Below are 22,923 nucleotides of genomic sequence, written 5' to 3' on the forward strand. Positions count from 1 at the left end.
TTCTTTGCAAAAAATTGATCGCCCCAAGCAGTTTCAGCTGTTTTGTGAAGGTGAAAACTGCGCAACCAGCGCATGCCGGTCTCCGGGATAGGTGACCCGGACGCGGGTAATGTAATCCGCCCCATGCCAGGTGCGGCGATCGATGACCAGACAGGCCGCACCGGAGGCAATACCCAGTGCCGCGGCGTTTTTGCGATCTGCGGAAACAGCGCTAATGCGATGTTCGGCAGCGCTCCAGGGTACCATCTTCAGCAGCCAAGTTCCCGGCCCGACATTTGAAAAATCAGTGTGTTCCGCCTCGGGAACGGCGGTGACATTGATAGTACGTTCCTCAAGGCAAAAGGGAACGCCGCCGGCAAAATGCGTGCAGGTGAGTTCCAGAACCGGCGCATCGGCGGCAAGCGCCATGGCCGCGCCATCTTCCTTGCCCGCAGGGCGCAGCCGTCGTTTATCAAGACTGTAGCCATAAACGAGACCGAGCGCCTGCACCTCCCGCTCGATATCGTGGATTTCCAACACGGCGGATTGCGCGTGGGGCTGGCGAACAAAGGTGCCGAGACGCCGGCGTCTTTCAATCAAGCCGCGTTGTACCAGTTCGCCGAGTGCCTTGTTCACCGTCATACGCGAACAGGCATATTGCCGGGTCATCTCGTGTTCGAAGGGGATACGATATCCCGGCGGCCATTCGCCCGACATGATGTGGCGCTCGACATCGTTACGGATGCGCTCGTGCAGCGATTTTTCCTGAAGATCGGCGCCTGTGCTCCTCATCCCGATACGTCTCTCCTCCCCTTTGCCGGATCAGCTAGCCATGGGCAGCGGCGGCGATCGCCTCGCTGCGTATTTCCTCCGTGAGTTTCGCCCGCAGCTCGGAAAACTCCGGGCTGGCCTTGATGGTGTAGTGCCGCGGATGCGGCAGGTCGACCGGCGTGATCGACTTGATGCGGCCCGGCCTTGCGGACATGGTCACGACGCGCGAGGCCATGAAGACCGCCTCCTCGATATCGTGAGTGACGAAAATGACCGTCTTCTGCTCACGTTCCCATATGCCGAGCAGCAATTCCTGCATCAGGCCGCGCGTCTGGTTGTCGAGGGCGCCGAAAGGCTCGTCCAGCAACAGGATTTTCGGGCCATTCGCCAAGGCGCGGGCAATCGCCGTTCTCTGCTGCATGCCGCCGGACAGTTGTTTCGGCCAATGGTTTTCGAAACCGCGCAGGCCGACCTTATCGATATAGCTGTCGACGATCTCCCATTTTTCCTTCTCGGCCACGCCGCGTTCGCGCAGGCCGAAGGCGACGTTTTCACGGATCGTCAGCCAGGGAAACAGGGTGTAGGACTGGAACACCATGCCGCGATCCGCGCCCGGACTGGTCACCGCCTTGCCCGACAACAGGACTTCGCCCGTCGTCGGACGGTCGAGGCCAGCGATAATGCGCAGCAAGGTCGATTTTCCGCATCCCGACGGACCAAGGATGGTGACGAAATCATTGCGTGGGATTTCCAGATCGGTCGGCTGCAGGGCCAGCGTCGGCTGGCCGCCCTGCACGCCCGGAAAAGTGCGGCTGACGCCCTTGATAACGAGTTCGCTCATCAGGCAAGCCTCCAGGCGAAAAGCTTCCGGTTCAGCGATTTGAACGCGAAATCCGAGATTAGGCCGATGACACCGATGACGATGATGCCGAAAATGATCTGCCCGGTCGCCATCAGCGCCTGGCTGTTGATGATCATGTAACCGATGCCAGAGGAAGCTCCGATCAGTTCAGCAACGATGACATAGGTCCAGGCCCAGCCAAGAACGAGGCGGAGGATTTCAGCAATGTCAGGCGCATTGGCGGGAATGAGAACACGGCGCACCACACCACGGTCCTTCGCGCCCAGCGTATAAGCGGCTTCCACCAGATCACGCCTCGTGCCGGCAACCGCCACGGCAACCATCAGGATGATCTGGAAGACGGCACCGATGAAGATCACCAGCAGCTTCTGCATTTCGCCGATGCCGGCCCAGAGAATGAGCAACGGCACAAAGGCGGAGGCCGGAAGATAACGCGCAAAGGACACGAAGGGCTCAAGCAGCGCCTCGATCGGCTTATAAGCCCCCATGGCGATACCAACAGGCACGGCGACCACCGATGCCAGCACGAAACCGCCCACAACGCGCCAGATGGTCATGCCGATATCACCGGCAAAACCCTGATCGGTCAGCAGATAGATGCCGTCCTTGAGCATGGTGATCGGGTCAGCCAGAAAGGTTGGCGACACGAAACCGCCGAGCGTGGCAAAGCCCCAGGCGGATAAAAACAGCACAAAGAACAGAATGCCGAGGATGATCCTCGTGCTGTTCTTGATGGGTTGAAGAGGTTGCATTCTATCGCCTGTCCGGAAAACCGGCGCGGCACTTTCGCCGCGCCATCAGAGCACTGCATGCCTTTCAGGGCACACAATCGACGCTCTCAAATTATCACTGACCGTGCATTCCCCGCAGGGCTGCCGCCGCCTTTTCTCTCACTTGATGAAAGATGTATCCGCGAGCGTCGAAAGATCGGGCTTCGACTTTATCACGCCGATTTCAAGAAGCAGATCCGCCGACTTTTCGGAGAACGTTTTGAACTCACCCTCGAAGAATTTCTGGTTGGAGGCTTTGTCCTGCCATTCGAGGAATTTTGCCGAAGCGGCAAAGGCCTCGCCCGACTGCTTCACATCAGCACCCATCGTGGCATAGGATTTCTCCGGGTCGGCCTTGATGAGTTCCAGCGCCTGGAAATAGCTGTCCGCCAGGGCCTTGGCCGCCTGCGGATTGGCCTTCAGGAAGTCCGGCGTGCAGCCGAAAGTATCCATGACCGCGGGATAATCCAGCGTCGTGGCGAGAATCTTGCCTTTGTCAGGCGCGGCGCGCACGGTGGAGAGATAGGGCTCATAGGTCATGGCCGCTTCATTCTGGCCGGCGACGAAGGCCTGCGCGGCCGGTCCCGGCTCAAGGTTGACGACCTTCACATCCTTCAGCGTCAGGCCATTTTCCTTGAGGATCCAGGCAAGGAAGAAATAGGGCGAGGTGCCCGGCGCGGACGCGGCGACAGTCTTGCCCTTGAGGTCCGCGACCTTCGAGACATCGCTGCGCACCGCGATGCCATCGGCACCGTGCGATTTGTCCATCTGGAAAATCTGGGTGGATTTCACGCCATTGGCGTTCCAGGCGATCCATGTTTCCACCGTGGTGGCCGCGCACTGGATGTCACCGGAAGCAAGAGCGAGATGGCGGCTGGCCTGCGGTATCTTCTTGATATCGACCTTCAGGCCATTCTTTTCGAAAATGCCGGCCTGCTTGGCAAGCGTCAGCGGTGCAAAACCCGTCCAGCCGGACATGCCGATCGTCACCGACGTTTCGGCATAGGCGGAAGCGGATGAGGCAAGTGCTGCAATAGTGGCGAGAACCCACGTTCTTTTCATGATCCGGACCCCTTTTGACTTATTTTTGTGCGATGTTATTTTTCGCCTTATTTGAGGCATGGTAGGCAGGGATTCTATATTTGTCTAGACAAAATAGAAGCGCTTGAACACCTCCGGAAAGATTGCAAACCGACCCTCCGGCATTCTAGACATAGGATAACACGGCCTAGCTGTCGGGCAGCTGTTTTTCGATATCGAGCGTTCCCATGACCAGACAAAGACGTCGTAATATCATCAGGGCGAGGCGCACCGGAACCGGAATTGCGCTGGTGGCCGCCATCTCCTTCATAGCGGGCATGACGGATGCGGTGGGCCTGCATATTTCAGGCGACTTCGTATCGTTCATGACCGGCAACACCACCCGCGCCGCCGTCTCGGCGCAGGCGGGTCTCTATTCCCACGCCGCGAAACTGCTTTTCGCCATCGTTGCTTTCGTGGCCGGCAATGCCGGCGGCATCGTGGTAGCGCACAAGTTCGAGCGGCGCATCTTTGCCGTTCTCATGGCGGTGGGAGCTCTGGTGGTGATTGCCGCATTGCTGCCCGGCGAGGCTACCGCGCTTGCGCAGTTTTACCTCGTGGTCTTCGCCATGGGCATGGTCAACGCCGCCGTGGAGCATATAGAGGGGTTACCGATCGGGCTTACCTATGTGACGGGCGCTCTTTCCCGCTTCGGCCGCGGCATCGGCCGTTTTCTTCTCGGTGACCGGAGCTTCGACTGGGGCATCCAGATCGTTCCGTGGCTCGGCATGCTGAGCGGCGCGATCTGCGGCGCCGTTCTCGGCGCCACTCTCCAGTCCGATGCTCTGTGGGTAGTTGCGGGCGCGGTTTTCGCCGTCGCCATCACCACGCTCATCATTCCGCGCTCATTGCGCCAGCGCTATAATCAGCGGGTCAAAATCCGGCGGATTGCACCTTGATCATCGCCCCCCATCACTTTCGCGAAATCGTCACGAATTTCGTGCCGCGAACCCGCACCGTCATCAGGCAGGGCTCCTTGTCGGTACGCTCGCAATAACGCGGATGCATCCTCAGCACAAAAACCATGTTGCCGAACCGCTTGATGAAATCATAGCTGTAGATCCGGGCGGTGGCGATCATCAGATAGCCGCCCTCTTTCACCTGGACGTAGAAATTATAGGGGCATCCTTCGTCGTCGCAGCTGCGGCCCTTTTCACCGTCGCAATCCAGAACGCCGTGATTGACGACGGCATCCATCAGGCCGTCATTGTTGATATCCAGCCGCGTGACGAAATCATCGCCGAAGGCCGCCACCTTGCACTCATTGCGGAAATGATCCTTCTCGTAAATCTCCGGGTCGCTCACCAGCTGCTGCTGCGCCGAGAGCGCTACCGGAAACATCAAGAGGACCAGCGCCTGAAGAGCGGCAACGAGAGCGATTCGCACGGCATTTTCCTTTGCATCCGTTTCGGTTATGGATGTTGCGATCATCCGGGCGGTCAGCCTAGAGTTTAGTGCTTGCGCGACACTGACGTGTTCGCGGCCCGTGTTTCCAGGGGGAACCTTTTCATGACACTTCTGGGTTTTCTCGATTATGCCGGTGTCGCCGTCTTTGCCGCAACCGGCGCTCTGGCCGCCTCACGCAAGCAGCTCGACCTGATCGGCTTCCTGTTTTTCGCGGCGGCGACCGGCATTGGCGGCGGCACGGTTCGCGATCTTGTGCTGGGCAGAACGCCGGTCTTCTGGGTGATAAACCCCACCTATATTCTCGTCTGTGTCTCGGTCGCGGTTCTGCTGTTTTTCACCGCGCATCTTTTCGAATCCCGTTATCGGGTATTGATCTGGCTCGATGCGCTCGGCCTTTCCGCCTATTGCGTCATGGGAGCAGCCAAAGGTCTCGCTGCAAGCGGCTCGGCAACCGTCGCCATCGTCACAGGTGTTCTGACGGCGACGTTCGGTGGTGTTTTGCGCGATATTATGGCCGGAGAGCCATCGGTTCTGCTGCGCCCGGAAATCTACATCACCTGCGCGCTTTTGGGCTCCTCCACCTTCATTGTCGTCTATTTCCTCGGCGCACCGCTTTATGCCGCATCAGCGGCGGGTTTCCTGACCGCCTTCTGCGTGCGATCAGGCGCGCTGATCTTCGGCTGGACCTTCCCGCCCTATAAGGCCAAGCCCGGCAGGCGACCGGAAGACGTCATGAAGTGACATGTGGAAATGATCACTGAAAACAGAAATGGCGCCCATGGGCGCCATTTTCATATTCACTATCGGACAAAAACGTCAGCCGCGCTTGCGGCGAAGGCGGATGACCACATCCACATGGGCGATTTCCATGCCCTCGGGTGCTTCCGGCAGGTTGTCGATCTGGAGATTATTGATGGGAATATCGAGAACCTCGTTCTCACCTTCCACGAAGAAGTGGTGGTGATCCGAGACGTTCGTATCGAAATAGGTGCGAGCGCCTTCCACGGCAAGAACGCGGATCAGGCCGGCTTCAGTGAACTGATGCAGCGTATTGTAAACCGTGGCGAGAGAAACGGGCACGCCGGCGGTGACCGCCTCGTCATGCAGCTCCTCGACCGTCAGGTGCCGATCGCCCTTTGCGAAAAGAAGATCGCCCAAAGCAACGCGCTGGCGCGTGGGCCGCAGCCCCGAGCGCCGCAGCCTCGTTCCGATATCCAATGTGGCGTCAAATGCCATGCAATCCCATTCCAAACAGAGGTATGAAACCCGTCAATTGCAATAGCATATATCTTTTGCAGGGAATGCTTTCAATAGTTTCAGCGCCGTCGAGTGTCGCAAATGGCTGTAAACCGGCCATTCCTGCAAATTTCCTCTGGTTCCAGCCTGATGGTTCCTGTATGCGGACGGCATATTGAGGTAATGACTTCTGCAAAGAAGGTTCTGAAGACAAAGATTGGGGCCGGAGCGGCCTCTGCCCTTGCAGCGCTTCATTTTGAACCTAACTTGCTCTAGTGAAGTCGTTCAACACCAGTGATTGGGGAAGTGAAAGCGGTATGGCAACCAGGCAATCAAGTTACAATTACGAGGAGATTCTTTCCTGCGGTCGCGGCGAATTGTTCGGCCCTGGAAATGCCCAGCTCCCATTGCCCCCCATGCTCATGGTTCACCGGATCACCGAAATTTCCGAAACCGGCGGCGCCTTCGACAAGGGTTTCATCCGCGCCGAATACGATGTCAGCCCCGACGACTGGTATTTCCCCTGCCACTTCCAGGGCAACCCGATCATGCCGGGCTGCCTCGGACTTGACGGCATGTGGCAGCTGACCGGTTTCTTCCTCGGCTGGCTGGGCGAAGAAGGCCGCGGCATGGCGCTTTCCACCGGCGAAGTGAAGTTCAAAGGCATGGTACGCCCTAACACCAAGCTGCTGCAGTATGGTATTGATTTCAAGCGCGTGATGCGCGGCCGTCTGGTTCTCGGAACCGCCGATGGCTGGCTGAAGGCGGACGGCGAGACCATTTATCAGGCGACGGACCTGCGGGTCGGCCTGTCCAAGGAAAAGACCGCCTGACACAGACGGAATAGTTCAGACAAACGCCGGGCGGCTTTGGTCGTCCAGCCGAAATCTTAAGAAAAGGTCCCTTTCATGAGACGAGTTGTTGTCACCGGCCTCGGTATTGTTTCCTCCATCGGCGGTGATGCCGCTGAGGTCACGGCGTCGCTGCGCCAGGCCAAGTCCGGCATTTCATTTTCGCCGGATTTTGCCGAGCACGGTTTCAAATGCCAGGTCTGGGGCAAACCCTCTCTCGACCCAACCGATCTGGTCGACCGCCGCGCCATGCGCTTCCTGTCGCAGGGCGGTGCGTGGAACCATGTAGCCATGAAGCAGGCGATCGCCGATTCCGGTCTGGAAGAGAGCGACATCAGCGGCAATGAGCGCACCGGCATCATCATGGGTTCGGGCGGTCCGTCCACCCGCACCATCGTTGAAGCTGCCGATATCACGCTCAAGAACAATAGCCCGAAGCGCATCGGCCCCTTCGCCGTGCCGAAGGCCATGTCCTCCACCGCCTCGGCCACGCTCGCGACCTGGTTCAAGATTCACGGCGTCAACTATTCGATCTCGTCGGCCTGCTCCACCTCGGCGCATTGCATCGGCAACGCCGCCGAGATGATCCAGTGGGGCAAGCAGGATGTGATGTTTGCAGGCGGCCACGAGGATCTCGACTGGTCGATGTCGAACCTCTTCGACGCCATGGGCGCAATGTCGTCCAAATACAATGAAACGCCCAGCCTCGCGTCGCGCGCCTATGACGTCAACCGCGACGGTTTCGTGATCGCTGGTGGTGCAGGCGTGCTGGTTCTGGAAGAGCTGGAACATGCCAAGGCGCGCGGCGCGAAGATTTACGCCGAGATCGTCGGTTATGGCGCAACCTCTGATGGTTACGACATGGTGGCTCCGTCAGGCGAAGGCGCGATCCGCTGCATGCGGCAGGCGCTTGCCACCGTCAAGGGTGACATCGACTACATCAACACCCACGGCACCTCCACACCGGTTGGCGACAGCAAGGAAATCGGTGCGATCCGCGAAGTCTTTGGCGACAAGATTCCGCATATTCAGTCGACCAAGTCGCTCACCGGCCATTCGCTGGGTGCGGCCGGCGTGCAGGAATCGATCTACGGCCTGCTGATGATGCAGGAACGTTTCATCGGCGAAAGCGCGCATATTTCCGAACTCGATCCGGAATTTGCGGGCGTTCCGATCGTTCGCAGCCGCATCGACAACGCCAAGATCGACACCATCCTTTCCAATTCTTTCGGCTTCGGCGGCACCAACGCCACGCTGGTCTTCCAGCGTCATAACGGATAATTGCCCATGAACGGCATCATGCAAGGTAAGCGCGGCCTCATCATGGGCGTCGCGAACAATCACTCGATCGCCTGGGGCATTTCCAAGGCACTTGCGGCACAGGGCGCGGAACTGGCCTTCACCTATCAGGGTGAAGCGCTTGGCAAGCGCGTGAAGCCGCTCGCCGCGGAACTGGGCTCCGACTTCATCGTACCTTGCGATGTCGAGGATATCGCTTCGGTGGATGCGCTGTTTGCAGCGATCCGCGAAAAATGGGGCTCGCTGGATTTCGTCGTGCACGCCATCGGCTTTTCCGACAAGAACGAACTGAAAGGTCTCTACGCCGACACGACGCGCGAGAATTTCAGCCGTACCATGGTCATTTCCTGTTTCTCCTTCACGGAAATCGCCAAGCGCGCCGCAGAACTGATGACCAATGGCGGATCCATGCTGACGCTGACCTATAATGGTTCGCAACGCGTCATTCCGAACTACAACGTCATGGGCGTCGCCAAGGCGGCTCTCGAGGCGTCAGTCCGTTATCTCGCCGCTGATTACGGCCCGCGCGATATCCGGGTCAACGCCATCTCGGCCGGTCCGGTCCGCACGCTGGCGGGTGCGGGCATTTCGGATGCGCGCGCGATCTACGCTTGGAACCAGAAAAACGCACCGCTGCGGCGGACGGCTGACATCGACGACATTGGCGGCTCCGCACTCTACCTGCTGTCCAGCCTGTCGCGCGGCGTGACCGGCGAATGTCACTACGTGGATTGCGGTTACAATATCACCTCGACACCCACGCTCGAGGTTCTCTCCAAGGCAGACGCGGAATAAGCCTACCTCTCGCAATCAACAAAGCCCGGCCCTGCGCCGGGCTTTTTTATGCGCCGTATCAATTTTGGAAATCACTAAAGTATAGTTTATCGAAGTAACTGATTTTAAACATGGGGTGGTTATGGTCCGCAACAAATTCAACGGTTGCGCTTGCCGCATATTCTTAGAGATCGACACCACCTCATGCGACTGGCCAGACTGAAGCCATTGCTGGAAAAATTCGGGTTGTCCCGCGACGGGACGGCAGCCATAGAATTCGCGATCCTTGCCATCCCTTATTTTCTTGTGGTTTTCGCGATCATCGAGACCTTCATCGCCCTGATGGCGGAACAGGTCGTTGCCAACGCCACCGAGACCATGTCGCGACGTTTGCGCACCGGGCAGATCAGCAGCTCGATTTCCAAAGAAGATTTTCGCAAGAGTTTCTGCAACGAAATTTCTGTGATGATCACCTGCTCGGCAGACGAGATCAAAAAAGAAGAGAAACTGTATGTCGACCTTCGCTCTTTTACCGCCTTCAAGGATATTCCGACCACGATACCCCTGAAAGCCTATGGCGAATATTACGATCTCGATACGGCCCAGTTCGGTTTCAAGCCAGGCGGACCGGAAACCATCAACATGTTGCGCGTCTATTATCGCTGGCGGGTCGTCGCCGATATTATCCGCCCCTATCTCACCAAAATACGCCCGGCCGATGGATCGATGCCCTCGCATTTCCTTATCGTCGCGACAAGTGCGTTCATGAACGAGAAATACGTCACGGGCGGGGGGTCATGATGAAAAAGCTTGTCTTGGTCGCGGCAAGCGGCAAGCGGGGTCTGATCGCGCTCGTTTCACGCTTCGTCAGGGATCGCCGGGGTGTGGGCGCCGTGGAATTCGCCATCGTCTTCCCGATATTGCTCGCGCTTTATCTGACCTCTTTCGAGTTGACGATAGGCTATAATACCTACAAGCGGGCAAGCAGCGCGGCCGCCACAATCAACGACCTGATATCGAAAACAGGTTCCGTCGATAAAACCTACCTCACAGGCATGCAGGATGTCGCAGCCGCGGTTTTTGCACCTTACAGTACCAAGGGTCTTAAGCTGAAGATCAGCGGCATCAAGATCGATACGCAAAAACAGGCAAAGATCACCTGGTCCTGGGATGAGAAGAATCTGAGACCCTATGCGGTAGGATCCGTGGTCACCGTTCCAACGCGCCTGCTTGTGCAAGACAGCTTCCTCATTCATGTGGAACTTTCCATCCCACATGAGTTGCTGATGTTCATGCCTGATGTCACCTCATCCGGCACAAAGTCGATCACGATCGGCAGAGACTATTTCTTCAAGCAACGCGACGCAGAGACCGCCTGCACCAATTGCTGAGCCAATCGGTGCCACGGCGGCCCCTTTTTCGGCCGGGCCTAATAGACGTCGCGCAGATAGCGTTTTTCGCGCTTTAGCCGGTTGATGTAGTCGCTTGCGGCCTCGGCGGAGATGCCTGCCTCGTCGCTTATGATGCCGTGCAGGGCATCATCGACATCCTTTGCCATACGGGTCGCATCGCCGCAGACGTAGAAATAGCCGCCCTCCTCAAGCCACTGATAGAGCGCCTTGCCGTTCTGCCGCATGCGGGTCTGGACATAGATTTTCTCCGCCTGATCCCGTGAGAAAGCGAGATCTAGACGGGTCAGCACGCCATCGCGGCTCATATCGCCAAGTTCGTTTTCATAGATGAAATCCGATTGCCGGTGCTGGTCGCCGAAAAACAGCCAGTTCTTGCCCCTGGCGCCGCGCGCCTGCCGTTCCTGCAAAAAGGCCCGGAAAGGTGCTATGCCCGTGCCCGGTCCCACCATGATAACAGGCGCATTGTCGTCCTGCGGGACACGGAATGCCTTGTTTGGTGAGACGAAAATACCGGCGCTCTGCCCTGCCTCCACCCGGTCCGCGAGATAGGTGGAGCATACGCCGCCACGCTCCCGGCCCTCGGCGCGATACCGTACGCTCGCGATCGTCAGATGCACGCTGTCTTTCGCAACCAGAGGGCTGGAGGAGATGGAATAGGCGCGGTGCTGCAAGGGTTTCAGGAAGTTCACGAATTCGGCAAGCTCGAACAGTGGCTTTCTGCCAAGATTGAGCAGGTCGAGAATATCCTTGCTCCAGAGAAAGGCGGCAAGCTGCTCCTTGTCGCCATTCGCAAGGATATGGGAAAGTTCTTCATGCCCCGCGCGCTTGCCGATTTCAGCCACCAGTTCGCGTGAGGGCGTTAAAATCTCGTACATTTTGAGAAGCGCATCGCCAACCGGCCGGTCCATCCCGGCGACTTGGCTGTCTGCGCCCGCTCCGAAATGGCCGAGCAGCGCGCCGGCCAGTTTCGGATCGTTAAGCGGAACAACACCAAGCGCGTCACCCGCCTCATAATCGAGCCCGCTTTCGCGGAGATCGAATTCGTAGTGACGAATTTCCTTGGACGAGCCGGGACCGGACAGCCGGCGATTAACGCTAATCTTTGCCGAATAGGGGTTCTTGCGATTCCAGCCCGATTTTGCCCTTGCGGGCTGCCCAGCAATGTCGGGCATGGTGACAGCGGCTTCCTTGCCGCCATCGACGGCCAGCGCGAGCGGCAGCGTCTCCCCGATCCACGCGGCAGCCGCATCCTCAAAGTCGATATCGCAATCGATACGCGCTTTCATGCGCCTGCCGCCAAGCTGTTCAAAGCGTGTATCGATAAGTTTGCCCGCCTGGCAGAAGCCGTCATAGCCGGTATCGCCCAAGGCGAGCACCGCAAAACTCATCTCGTCCAGCCGCGGTGCGCTGTCAGCGGCGAGCGCTTCCCAGAACAGCTGGGCATTATCAGGCATCTCACCTTCGCCATATGTAGAAGTAACAACGATGACCCGCTTCATGGTGCCGAGACTGTCCATTGAGACGTCGTCCAGCGCCGTCACAACCGGCTGCATACCCTGGGTGCGGGCAGCAGCGGCGATATCCATCGCCAACGCCTCGGCGTTGCCGGTCTGGGTGCCGACAAGGATGTTCAGCAGGCTGGCTGTCGCCTTGGGGGCAGCAGCGGCCACCGATGTCTCGAGGCCGATGGCAGCGCGGGAATGGAGCCCGGCCAGAAAGCCGGCGAGCCAAGCGCGTTGGTCGCCGTTAAAGGGCGCATCCTGTGGAATGTAAGGTATCTTCATCATGCTGCCCTGTTCTGGCTGGATGCGGTGGCTAGGTCCGGGATGGCACGAGCGGCGAAAAGCTCCTCGAAGCCCGGCAGACGACCGATCTTCTCGATGTTTTTCCGGTTCTGCTGAATGATCCAGCCATAGGTGCCGGGGCTGTCCACCGACCAGATGTTCCGGCGCGTCAGCGCCTGCTTGTAGTCGTCAAGCCGCTTGGCCGCGATCATCACCGCGAGCTGCGCGTCGCTATGGTCGGACAACGCCTCGCGGGCATATTTCAGCAGGCGCTGCATTAGCGCATAGTCTTCCGTGAGAATAAGATTGCGCACAGCCTTTTCGATGGCGGGATCAGAAGGACCGGATGCCATCGGCAACCGTTGCAGGGCGATGGCCTGCGCCATGCTCAACACGGTGTAGTTATTGAGAAGCGCATACATGTCTTCCGTATCCGTCTCGCCATAACCCGGCACCGTTCCGTTCAAGACAGCCTTACGGTCGCGATAAGCGAGCTTGAACTTGCGCAACTGATGGGCGGCAAGTGCCGAGGCCAGCTCCTCCAGCAGCTCCTTGCGGGGCTTGGCTTTGAGGATCTCATCGCTGTCCTGATAAAGCAGCAGGGCGCGCGGCATGCCATAGACGAAATTATGCTGCTCACTCTCCCAGTTTTCCAGAAGCCATGCCGCCTTGGCCGAGCCGGTCTCTGCGACATGCAGGCTCAGAAGCTGGTGGACTGCCTGATTGTGGATTGCTGCCTGTTCATCCTCACCGGTGATCGAGCCGAGCAGGATGGAGTCATGGCTGACCTTCTTCGGCAGATCGCCATAGGGATCATACTGATAGACGAAGCCGCCGCTCATGCCGTTGCCAAAACCCTTGCCGAAACTGCCAAGGTTGAGAACAGCACCATTGGTCATATATTCGCAGGCGAAATCGCCAACGCCTTCGACCACGGCGGTGGCGCCAGAATTACGCACCGCGAAACGGTCGCCCGCCTGCCCTTCCACGAAGGTGCGGCCGCCGGTGGCGCCGAACAGCGCGAAATTACCGACCAGCACATTGCCGCCCGCCTCTTGCGAACCGCCGCCGGGCGAGCGCACGACGATGGTGCCGCCGCAGGCGCTTTTGCCAACACCGTCATTGCAGGTGCCGGTATGCACCATGACCATGCCGTCATTGCAGAAAGCGCCGAAGGACTGACCAGCCGAACCTGAAGTATCGATGCGCACCGAACCCGCTTCCAGAAAACGGCGGCCACGGCCATCCCGCTTGACGGCCGGAAGCGCGTCCAGCTGCTCATCCGAAAGTTCGTGGTTTAACATGCGTTCGATATCGACGGCGAGCTGGCCGCCGACGCTCTTGTTGCAATTGTTTAGGAAACGATTGCCGCCAAGCTCGATGTTCTCGCGCTTGCTGTCGACCAGCGCCGAACGCACGAGATCGATGAAGGCATCGTCGAGTGCGAAGTCCTTTTCCATATAGACCGGGCTGTCGATCTTCACCTCTTCGACCACGGCAAGCATTGCCCGGAGGTCAAGCTGACCGACGCTTGCCGGATGATCGAGGAGGTGAAGAAGGTCGGAACGACCACGGGCTTCCCGCAGCGAGGTAACCCCAAGCCCTGCCAGAATCTCGCGCGTTTCATGGGCGATGTTCATGAGATACTGCGCCAGCGCCCGCGGATCGCCGTTGAAGGCTTCCTGATTGGTGGTGAGACCGGCCGGGCACTTGATGTTGCAGTTCTTCGCCATGACGCATTTCAGCATCATCAGCGCCGTGGTGCCGAATTCGAAGCTGTCGCCGCCGAGAAGGGCTGATTTCACCACGTCGCTCGCCGTCTGGTGCGCGCCGGAACAACGCAGCAGCACCTTGGCGCGCAGACCGGTGGCGCACAGCGCCTGATGCACCTCGGCTATGCCGATTTCCGCCGCACGGCCGGTATATTTGAGGCTGGTAACGGCCGCAGCACCCGTGCCGCCGGTATTGCCGGCAACGTTGATGACATCCGCACCCGCCTTGGCGACGCCGACTGCAATCGTGCCGATGCCTTCCGACGATACGAGCTTGACGATGACGCGCACGCGTGCCGCCTTGGCGTCGTGGATAAGCTGGGCCAGGTCCTCGATCGAATAGGTATCATGATGCGGCGGCGGCGAGACCAGCTCGACGCCCGGCGTGCCACCGCGCGCCGCAGCGATCTCCACCGTCACCTTGGGAGACGGCAGCTGCCCGCCCTCGCCCGGCTTTGCGCCCTGGCCAATCTTGATCTCGATCTCTTCCAGCATCGGATCGGCAAGATAACCGGCCCAGACACCGAAGCGGCCGGAGGCGAACTGCTTGATGCGCGAGGCACGGATGGTGCCGTAACGGGAGATATGCTCGCCGCCCTCGCCCGAATTGGACATGCCACCAACCATGTTGGTGCCGTGGGCCACCGCCTCATGGGCAGCCGCAACCAGCGCGCCGTGGCTCATGGCACCCGATGCGAGGGTCTTGGTGATCTCGCTTGCCTTTTGCACGGTCTCAAGCGGAATACTCTCCGGTGCGGTGCGGATAAGCGATAGATAGGCGGAGGCCTCACCCTTTGCCTGAACCATGAGCGCGCCACCTTCCAGCCAATGGCCGGTGATGTCGTCGCCAAAACGGTCGAGCAGCGACTGGCCGAGGGCGGCGAGGCGGGCAAGTTCATGACCGTGCGGGCCGATCAGCTGCAGCCGGAACGCGCCGTCTCCTGCCTCTTCGCAGCGCAATCCGCGCACCATGAAGCTGTTATTGCCATGCCTGGAAAAACGGCCCATTTCCCGGCGGAATTCTTCGGCCGAACCGGCAAAGGTCACATCGGCCGGCAGTTCCAGAACATCACGCAGGGCGGCCGGGCGGCCCGCTCTTTCTTCCGCCATCATGCGCGCAAAGGAGCGGTAACCGGGCGTTACCTCAAATGCATCGATGGCCTCCGGGGTCAGCCGGTCGAAGCTGTTGTGATAATAGGCAGCATCGTTGAGACCGAAGGCATCTTCCAGCCGGTTGAGCGGCAGGAGGCGCAGCGCCTCCTCGTTTTCAGTTCCCTTGTCGAAACCGATCTTTTCCTCCGTCATATCCACGAAGCCGCGAACGGCCGTCGTGCCATAAGAATGGCCGGCACCTTCGGCACGTTCCTTGAAGAGACCGAGCAGCGGAATATCGTTTTCACCCTTCACCGACAATGCTTTTCGATGCCAGTCGGCCACCGCCTGCGCGATAACGGCGAAGGTGACGCCGCCGACCGGGGTCTTCACATTGGGGAAATAACGCTTCAGAACGGGATCGTTGGTATCGAGGAAATTCGGCTCGAAGAATTCGCCACCGATGTAGCTTTCCGCCGTGCACAGGCCGACTTTGCCCATGGTCTTCATCAGCGACTTTTCAGCCGCCTTGGCGAAGCGCTTGAACGCCTTGTCGGCCTCGGCACCGAATTTCTCTTCCGCACGGAACTGCACGCCGAGCGGATAGACCGCCGAAGCACCGAAACCGAGTCCGGCTGCGATATGATGGGAGGACGAAAACTGCCCGCTTTCGACGATCAGGGAAACGCGCAACCGCAGGCCTTCCTCAATCAGCCGCTGGTTGATGGCGGAAACGACCATGATCATCGGTAAGGCCGCGCGGCCCGCCGAGACATGGCGGTCGGTGATGACGGCAATCCCGCCCTGCTCGGCTGCGAAAGCCGCAACCTCATCGCAGAGGCCGTCGATCGCCTGCCGGAGGGCAGCCTCATTGAGGTCAGCAGCATCGAAGACCGGCGTAAAGAGCATTTCGAAACGACGAACGGGTGTCTCGGGCTGCTCGCGAATACGCAGCATATCGAGATGGGTGAGGATCGGGGAGCGAACGACGATCTGGCGGGCCTTGGCCGCACCGCTGTTCGGCTTTGCGCCCAACGCCACACGCAGCGTCATACCGTCGGCCTCACGAATGCTGTCGAGCGGCGGATTGGTGACCTGCGCGAAACGCTGTGAGAAATACTTCGCGACGCCGCCTTCCTGATCGGAAAGCGCATTGATGGCATTGCCATAACCCATGGCCGAGATTTTTTCCGCACCGGAGGCCAGCATCGGGTCCATCAGGAACTTGAAGCTTTCCTGATTGTGCGAATAGGCGACATAACGCTGATGCCGCTCCAGATCGCCATTATAGCGAAGCGGTGAGCCCTGCTTGTCGGCCGGCACCTCCGGCAGATCACCAAGCATGACGCGCGCTTCAGACAGCAGCGACGAATAGTCCCGCTGCGAGGCCAGAAGCTCCAGCGCCTCGACGGTTGAAAACGCACGACGCTCGGCGTGATTGTAATAAAGCATGCCGCCCGCTTCGATGCGGCCACGGCGGATGACGCTTTCCGCCGGGAAGGCAATCTGCCCCGCCTCAGACATGACACAGAGATAGTCCTCCGTCTCGACAGTGCGCAGCGGGCGCAGGCCAAGGCGGTCGAGGCGTGCACCAATGATCGTGCCGTCGCCGAAGATCAGCGCGGCTGGGCCGTCGTTCTTTTCCTCATAGAGCGAGAAATATTCCAGCATCGACTTCACACCGGGCGAGAGCGTGTCGTCGTTTTCCCAGGCTGGCGGCATCATCGAGACCACGGCGGTGACGAGGTCGAGACCATCCTCCATCACCCGTGCCTGCAATGTCTGGTCCAGACGGCAGCTATCCGACTGGCCCTTGGGCCTGACGATGCTGGCATTCTTCGCCAGCGCCACGGCCGCTTCCGATAGCCGGTTTTTCTTGTCGGTGTTGAGTTCGCCATTATGCGCCATCAGGCGGAAGGGCTGCGCCATGGAGGGATGCGGATCGGTATTGGTGGAGAACCGAGTGTGGAAATACATCGTATGCACTTCATGGCGCGGATCTGTCAGATCGCAGAAATAGGGCATGACCTCCTGGGAGTTCAGACGGCCCTTGAGCACCTGCGTGCGCGCGCTGAGCGACAGCGGGTAAAAACCGGCAAGCTCCGGCACGGTGTAAGCGAGCGCCTCGATGGCGAGCAGCGCCTTGTGGATGCGCCAGTCGAATTCGGCAAGCGTCGCGCATTCCGCTGGTGCCGAAAAGACCCATTGGCGGATCGGTAACTGATAGGGGATTGCGGCGGGACGGATGGCCGCATCATTCACTGGCACATCGCGCACCAGCAGAACCGAAAAGCCCTGCTCTTTCAGAGCGGTGCCGATGATACCGACCGCCTCATCGTGGAAAGCCGGGTTCTGCGGCAGGAAAAAATTGCCGACGCCGAACCGGCCGGCCTTGAGGGAACCTTGTCCCGTCAGCTCACGAAAAAAGGAGAGCGACAGATCCAGCGACACGCCCGCGCCATCACCAACACCTTCCGCCGACATGCCGCCGCGATGCGGCACGGCACAGAGTGCCTCATGGCCGCGCTTCAGCACATCATGCGTCTGCACGCCATCCTTGCGGGTGATGAAACCGACGCCACAGCTGCTTTTTTCAAAAGCCGCATCATAAAGGCCGAATTTTTGCTCCGTCACACTCAAGGCACTCTCCTCTCGTTGCGCATTTCGCGCGGCATCACCCTCTTTTCCCGAAACCCGGCGCGTCAGCCGGCACTCTGCGGGCGGAGCCGCAGGCGACCTGGCTGCTCCTCTTTTTTTGGCTATCGGCGTTTAATGGCGCGAACGGTCGTTTTGCGGCCGGCAAACGGCGTGACGGCAATGGCCGCTTTTTCGCAAATAATGATCGTCGTCGTTCGCATCGCGTTCCCTGGTGGCCGGTATTTCCGGCAATGAGGCACACTGAATTACGTCAGTATTGCTTACATAATATTTCATGATGGGCCGAGTCAAGATTAAAATCTGCCTCGCGCAATAAAAAAACAAAAACGCCGCGAAATCCGACAGGATTCCGCGGCGTGATGGCTGCAGCGATTGTTAAATTGCCCAGATCAGTCCGAAGGCATTTCCAGCGTTCGGCTGAACCAGAGGGCAACCAGCGTACAGACGGCACCCGACATCAGGTAAATTCCGACCGCGAACAGTCCGAATTTGGACGAAAATCCAAGTGCGACAAGCGGTGCGAAACCGGCACCGATCAGCCAGGAAATATCCGAGGTGAGCGACGCACCGGTATAGCGGTATTCACGGCTGAAACGGGATGCGAGCGCGCCGCCCGCCTGACCGAAAGACAAGCCAAGCAGCGAGAAGCCGATCAGAACGAAGAGATAGCGGCCAATATCGCCCGAGCTCAGCAGCACGGGTGCCACGAGGCTGAAGAGACCAATGAGAGCTGCGGCGATGGCCAGAAGCTTCCGCCGGCCGATCCTGTCGGCCAGAATGCCTGAAACCACGATCATACCGCCGCAGATGATGGCACTGACGAATTGCACGAACAGGAAGTCCGAAACACGCTGACTGGTATTAAGGGAAACCCAGCTCAGCGGGAATACCGTGACGAGGTGGAAGAGTGCAAAACTTGCCAGCGGGACGAAGGCGCCGGTGACGACGACCGGGAACTGTGAGCGCAGCATCTTGAACATCGGGCGCGGTTCCAGCTCATGCTGCTCCAGCATGGCCTGGAATTCCGGCGTGACGATCATGCGCAGGCGGGCAAAGAGCGCGAGAACATTGAGCGCCAGCGCCACGAAGAAGGGGAAACGCCAGCCCCAGGCGAGGAATTCCGCATTGGAAAGCTGCGTGACGAAAACGATAAAAAAGGCACTGGCGAGGCCGAAGCCCATGGCCGCACCGATCTGCGGCATCATGGCGTACCAGCCGCGCTGTTTCTGCGGTGCATTCATGGCAAGCAGCGAAACCAGACCATCCCAGGCGCCCCCAAGGCCAAGGCCCTGACCGATACGGAAGACAGCCAGAAGGATCGGAGCGAGCATGCCCGCTTCCGCATAAGACGGAAGGAAGCTGATCGCCATGGTGGAACCACAGAGCGTGAAAAGCGCCGCCATCAGCTTGACGGCACGGCCGAACTTACGGTCGATCTGGAGGAAGATCAGCGAACCGATCGGCCTTGCGATAAAGGCAAGCGAGAATACCGCGAAGGAATAAAGTGTGGCCGTCAGCGGATCGACGAAGGAAAAAAAGACGTGGGGGAAAACGAGCGCAGAGGCGATGGCATAGATAAAAAAGTCAAAGAATTCAGTCATTCTCGCAAGAATGACCGCGATCGTGATGCGATCCGGATCGACGCTCGTGGGACCAGCCCCGTTTGCCTCCGGCGCCTGCCCAAAGGATGGAGCAGCATTGGTATAACTCATAATATCCCTCCTGCGTCATGGACGAACCATTCCCTGTAACGCGCAGGCTCCTCTTCCGTTGCGTTACGATGCGACGGATTGTCACACGCACCCTACGTAACGTCAATTGAAGTTTGACAATAAAGGGTTGCCCAGCCGGCCGACCGTGCGATAATGCAGCCGCTCGCCTTTAAACGCAGTACTGCCCGGCATATGGTGCATCGCGAAGGCTTCGCTGCACCGCGACAATATACCTCATTTCAAAAATGACCTTCGGCAATTATTCGCGGCCTAATCCAAACTGTACGAGTTCAAAGAACGTGCGCATGATCAAAAAACTCCCATCCGCCCTTCTGGCAATCCCGGCCCTGCTGTTGCTCAGCGGCTGCAATCTGGTCGTCATGAACCCTTCGGGCGACGTGGCCATCCAGCAGCGCGATCTTATCATCACGTCCACGGTCCTGATGTTGCTGATCATCGTCCCGGTCATCGTGCTGACGCTGTTCTTCGCCTGGAAGTACCGCGAGTCGGCGAAGGCTGAAGATTACGATCCCGAGTGGCACCACTCCACCCGCCTTGAAATGGTGATCTGGTCGGCCCCCGTCGCCATCATCCTGATGCTTGGCACGGTGACCTGGATTTCCACGCACCGTCTCGACCCTTACCGCCCGCTGGAACGGATCGACGAGAACCGTCAGGTTACCGCCGATATTAAGCCGATCACGGTCGAAGTGGTGGCCATGGACTGGAAGTGGCTGTTCTTCTATCCCGAACTCGGCATCGGCAGCGTCAACGAATTCGCCGCGCCGGTCGATGTTCCGATCAACTTCAAGATCACCGGCACGACTGCGATGAACTCCTTCTTCGTTCCAGCACTTGCCGGCCAGATTTACGCCATGGGTGGCATGCAGACCAAGCTGCACGCGGTCATCAACAAGGAAGGTGTCTATGACGGCATCTCGGCCAACTTCTCCGGCCCCGGCTTCTCGCACATGCGCTTCAAGTTCCATGGCCTCAGCCAGCAGGGCTTCGAGCAATGGGTGGCCAAGGTGAAAGAAGGCGGCAAGGGCTTCGGCCGGCAGGAATATCTGGAATTCGCCAAGCCTTCCGAGCGTGAGCCGGTGCAATATTTCGCTTCGGTCGATCCGGAACTGTACAGCGCCATCCTCAACCGCTGCGTGGAGCCCAACAAGCTCTGCATGCGCGATATGATGCATATCGACGCCAATGGCGGCGGCGGCAAGGAAGGCATCGACATCGCCAAGGCGCTGAACTCCGTCGTCTGCACGCCGCTTGCGCCTTACGGTGTCGCCAGCGGACCCCAATCCACTCCGGCTGCGATCAAAGGTCAGACTTTTGAACCCGCAGCGCTGCCGGAAACGAAACAAGTCGCTGGCTGACGGTGACGTCCCGGCATTCTGCGGCGCGGCCAATGGCTGCGCCGATCTTACGTCTTAGAATCGCAAGAGGCTGAAAATGATCGTCAATTCCGATCAAACGTCGTTCCTGTTCGGGAAGCTGACATGGGAATCCATCCCGCTTCACGAGCCCATTCTTGTCGCCACCTTCGCGGCCGTGGCGCTCGGCGGCATCGCCGTCGTTGGCGCCCTCACCTATTTCCGGCTTTGGGGTTATCTCTGGAATGAATGGTTCACGAGCATCGATCACAAGAAGATCGGTATCATGTACATCATTCTGGCGCTGGTCATGCTGTTGCGCGGCTTTGCCGACGCCATCATGATGCGCGTGCAGCAGGCGATCGCCTCCGGCGGCTCGGAAGGTTATCTTCCGCCACACCACTACGACCAGATTTTCACGGCCCATGGCGTCATCATGATCTTTTTCATGGCCATGCCGATGATCACGGGTCTGATGAACTTCGTCGTGCCGCTGCAGATCGGCGCCCGCGACGTTTCGTTCCCCTTTCTCAACAACTTCTCCTTCTGGATGACCACGGCCGGCGCCGTCATCACCATGATCTCGCTGTTTGTGGGTGAATATGCGCAGACCGGCTGGCTCGCCTATCCGCCGCTTTCCGGCATCGATGGCAGCCCGGGCGTCGGGGTCGATTATTACATCTGGGGTCTGCAGATCGCCGGTGTGGGCACGACGCTATCGGGCATCAACCTGATCGTGACCATCATCAAAATGCGCGCACCCGGCATGACCATGATGCGCATGCCGATTTTCGTCTGGACGTCGCTGTGTTCGAACATCCTGATCGTGGCCTCCTTCCCGATCCTGACCGGCACGCTCGCGCTCCTGACACTGGACCGTTACGTTGGTACGAATTTCTTCACCAACGATCTCGGCGGCAACCCGATGATGTATGTCAACCTCATCTGGATCTGGGGCCATCCTGAAGTTTACATTCTGGTGCTGCCGGCATTCGGCGTCTTCTCGGAAATCGTTGCGACGTTCTCCCGCAAGCGCCTCTTCGGTTATGCCTCGATGGTTTATGCGACGGGCGTCATCACCATCCTTGCCTATATCGTGTGGCTGCACCACTTCTTCACCATGGGCTCCGGCGCGAGCGTCAACGCTTTCTTCGGCATCACCACGATGATTATCTCGATCCCGACGGGCGCGAAAATCTTCAACTGGCTCTTCACCATGTATAAGGGCCGCATCAATTTCGACGTTCCGATGCTTTGGACGATCGGTTTCATGATCACCTTCGTCATCGGCGGCATGACCGGCGTTCTTCTTGCTGTTCCGCCTGCGGATTTCGTGCTCCACAACTCGCTGTTCCTCATCGCTCACTTCCACAACGTCATCATCGGCGGCGTGGTGTTCGGTGTACTTGCGGGTATAGTCTACTGGTTCCCGAAAGCGTTCGGTTACCGCCTCGATCCGTTCTGGGGCAAGCTGTCCTTCTGGTTCTGGTTCATCGGCTTCTATTTCGCCTTCATGCCGCTTTACGTGCTCGGCCTGATGGGGATTACCCGCCGTGTCAGCCAGTTCGAGGACAATTCGCTACAGATCTGGTTCGTGATCGCCGCCTTCGGCGCCTTCCTGATTGCGCTCGGCATCGCCGCCTTCGTCATCCAGCTCATCGTCAGCTACCTGAAGCGCGATCAGCTGCGCGACGTGACCGGCGATCCCTACAACGCCCGTACGCTGGAATGGTCGACCTCGTCGCCGCCGCCCGCCTACAACTTCGCCTTCACGCCGGTCATTCATGACGTGGACGCATGGGCGGACATGAAGAAGCGCGGTTACAGCCGTCCTCTGGAAGGTTACATTCCGATCCATATGCCGAAGAATACCGGCACGGGCGTCATCATCAGCGCCATCAGCGTTGTCCTCGGCTTCGCTTTGGTGTGGCACATCTGGTGGCTTGCGGCTCTTTCGATGCTCGCCATCATAGCAGTCTCGATTGCCCACACCTTCAACTACAATCGCGATTACTACATTCCCGCGTCCGACGTTTCGACCGTCGAGGCGGAGCGTACGAAGCTGCTCGCGAAACAGGCGTAACGGAA

At 58.9% G+C, this 22,923-nt stretch carries 18 protein-coding genes; 9 read left to right on the top strand and 9 right to left on the bottom strand.

Annotated elements, in window-relative coordinates; translation table 11 throughout:
* Window positions 1-33: 33 nt before the first annotated feature.
* From hutC to O8B93_RS02945, 4 genes are all read right to left on the bottom strand, one after another.
* A complete protein-coding gene (gene hutC / locus O8B93_RS02930; RefSeq protein WP_269708317.1) occupies window positions 34-771 on the bottom strand; it encodes a histidine utilization repressor in 738 nt (245 codons plus the stop codon).
* A gap of 34 nt (window positions 772-805) precedes the next feature.
* Window positions 806-1,591, bottom strand: coding sequence for an ABC transporter ATP-binding protein (locus O8B93_RS02935; RefSeq protein WP_269708318.1), 786 nt, complete (start codon window positions 1,589-1,591; stop codon window positions 806-808).
* On the bottom strand, window positions 1,591-2,364 hold the full coding sequence (locus O8B93_RS02940; protein ID WP_269708319.1) for an ABC transporter permease: 774 nt from the start codon (window positions 2,362-2,364) through the stop codon (window positions 1,591-1,593). The genes O8B93_RS02935 and O8B93_RS02940 overlap by 1 nt, the downstream gene beginning before the upstream one ends.
* Before the next feature lie 138 nt (window positions 2,365-2,502).
* On the bottom strand, window positions 2,503-3,444 hold the full coding sequence (locus O8B93_RS02945; RefSeq protein WP_269708320.1) for an ABC transporter substrate-binding protein: 942 nt from the start codon (window positions 3,442-3,444) through the stop codon (window positions 2,503-2,505).
* Between the two features lie 206 nt (window positions 3,445-3,650).
* On the opposite strand from O8B93_RS02945, the gene O8B93_RS02950 reads away from it, so the two are divergent.
* Window positions 3,651-4,361, top strand: coding sequence for a YoaK family protein (locus tag O8B93_RS02950; RefSeq protein WP_269708321.1), 711 nt, complete (start codon window positions 3,651-3,653; stop codon window positions 4,359-4,361).
* A gap of 13 nt (window positions 4,362-4,374) precedes the next feature.
* On the opposite strand, the gene O8B93_RS02955 is transcribed toward O8B93_RS02950, so the two are convergent.
* A complete protein-coding gene (locus O8B93_RS02955) occupies window positions 4,375-4,893 on the bottom strand; it encodes a hypothetical protein (RefSeq protein WP_269708322.1) in 519 nt (172 codons plus the stop codon).
* 78 nt (window positions 4,894-4,971) lie between these two features.
* On the opposite strand from O8B93_RS02955, the gene O8B93_RS02960 reads away from it, so the two are divergent.
* Window positions 4,972-5,610: a trimeric intracellular cation channel family protein gene (locus tag O8B93_RS02960; protein ID WP_269708323.1), complete on the top strand. Its 639-nt coding sequence runs from the start codon at window positions 4,972-4,974 to the stop codon at window positions 5,608-5,610.
* A 75-nt stretch (window positions 5,611-5,685) separates the two neighbouring features.
* Here O8B93_RS02960 and irrA read toward each other — a convergent pair whose 3' ends face one another.
* A complete protein-coding gene (gene irrA / locus O8B93_RS02965; RefSeq protein WP_006309975.1) occupies window positions 5,686-6,105 on the bottom strand; it encodes an iron response transcriptional regulator IrrA in 420 nt (139 codons plus the stop codon).
* Window positions 6,106-6,422: 317 nt separating this feature from the next.
* On the opposite strand from irrA, the gene fabA reads away from it, so the two are divergent.
* The 5 genes from fabA (at window position 6,423) to O8B93_RS02990 (ending at window position 10,420) form a co-directional block, all read left to right on the top strand.
* Complete coding sequence (gene fabA / locus O8B93_RS02970) at window positions 6,423-6,938, top strand: 3-hydroxyacyl-[acyl-carrier-protein] dehydratase FabA (RefSeq protein ID WP_035219583.1); 516 nt, start codon at window positions 6,423-6,425, stop codon at window positions 6,936-6,938.
* Between the two features lie 75 nt (window positions 6,939-7,013).
* Window positions 7,014-8,237, top strand: a complete 1,224-nt coding sequence (gene fabB, locus O8B93_RS02975; RefSeq protein WP_269708324.1) for a beta-ketoacyl-ACP synthase I — start codon at window positions 7,014-7,016, stop codon at window positions 8,235-8,237.
* A gap of 6 nt (window positions 8,238-8,243) precedes the next feature.
* Window positions 8,244-9,050, top strand: a complete 807-nt coding sequence (gene fabI, locus O8B93_RS02980; RefSeq protein ID WP_269708325.1) for an enoyl-ACP reductase FabI — start codon at window positions 8,244-8,246, stop codon at window positions 9,048-9,050.
* A 183-nt stretch (window positions 9,051-9,233) separates the two neighbouring features.
* Entirely contained in the window at window positions 9,234-9,830 is a 597-nt protein-coding gene (locus O8B93_RS02985; protein WP_269708326.1) for a TadE/TadG family type IV pilus assembly protein, read from the top strand.
* A complete protein-coding gene (locus O8B93_RS02990) occupies window positions 9,827-10,420 on the top strand; it encodes a TadE/TadG family type IV pilus assembly protein (RefSeq protein ID WP_269708327.1) in 594 nt (197 codons plus the stop codon). Before O8B93_RS02985 ends, O8B93_RS02990 begins: the two co-directional genes overlap by 4 nt.
* A gap of 38 nt (window positions 10,421-10,458) precedes the next feature.
* Here the strand turns inward: O8B93_RS02990 and O8B93_RS02995 are convergent, their stop codons facing one another.
* The 3 genes from O8B93_RS02995 to O8B93_RS03005 all read right to left on the bottom strand — a co-directional run bounded on the left by O8B93_RS02995 (window position 10,459) and on the right by O8B93_RS03005 (window position 19,459).
* The gene (locus O8B93_RS02995; RefSeq protein ID WP_269708328.1) at window positions 10,459-12,228 is read right to left on the bottom strand and encodes a sulfite reductase subunit alpha; all 1,770 of its coding nucleotides are present in this window, start codon (window positions 12,226-12,228) and stop codon (window positions 10,459-10,461) included.
* A complete protein-coding gene (locus tag O8B93_RS03000; RefSeq protein WP_309568488.1) occupies window positions 12,225-17,729 on the bottom strand; it encodes a glutamate synthase-related protein in 5,505 nt (1,834 codons plus the stop codon). Before O8B93_RS03000 ends, O8B93_RS02995 begins: the two co-directional genes overlap by 4 nt.
* A 407-nt stretch (window positions 17,730-18,136) precedes the next feature.
* A complete protein-coding gene (locus O8B93_RS03005) occupies window positions 18,137-19,459 on the bottom strand; it encodes an MFS transporter (protein ID WP_269708329.1) in 1,323 nt (440 codons plus the stop codon).
* 305 nt (window positions 19,460-19,764) lie between these two features.
* On the opposite strand from O8B93_RS03005, the gene cyoA reads away from it, so the two are divergent.
* Together cyoA and cyoB are read left to right on the top strand one after the other, a co-directional pair.
* Window positions 19,765-20,838, top strand: a complete 1,074-nt coding sequence (gene cyoA, locus O8B93_RS03010) for a ubiquinol oxidase subunit II (protein ID WP_269708330.1) — start codon at window positions 19,765-19,767, stop codon at window positions 20,836-20,838.
* Window positions 20,839-20,914: 76 nt separating this feature from the next.
* Entirely contained in the window at window positions 20,915-22,918 is a 2,004-nt protein-coding gene (gene cyoB / locus O8B93_RS03015; RefSeq protein WP_269708331.1) for a cytochrome o ubiquinol oxidase subunit I, read from the top strand.
* Window positions 22,919-22,923: the final 5 nt, after the last annotated feature.

This window comes from Martinezella rhizogenes (assembly GCF_027460065.1).
GTDB classification, from domain to species: domain Bacteria; phylum Pseudomonadota; class Alphaproteobacteria; order Rhizobiales; family Rhizobiaceae; genus Agrobacterium; species Agrobacterium rhizogenes_C.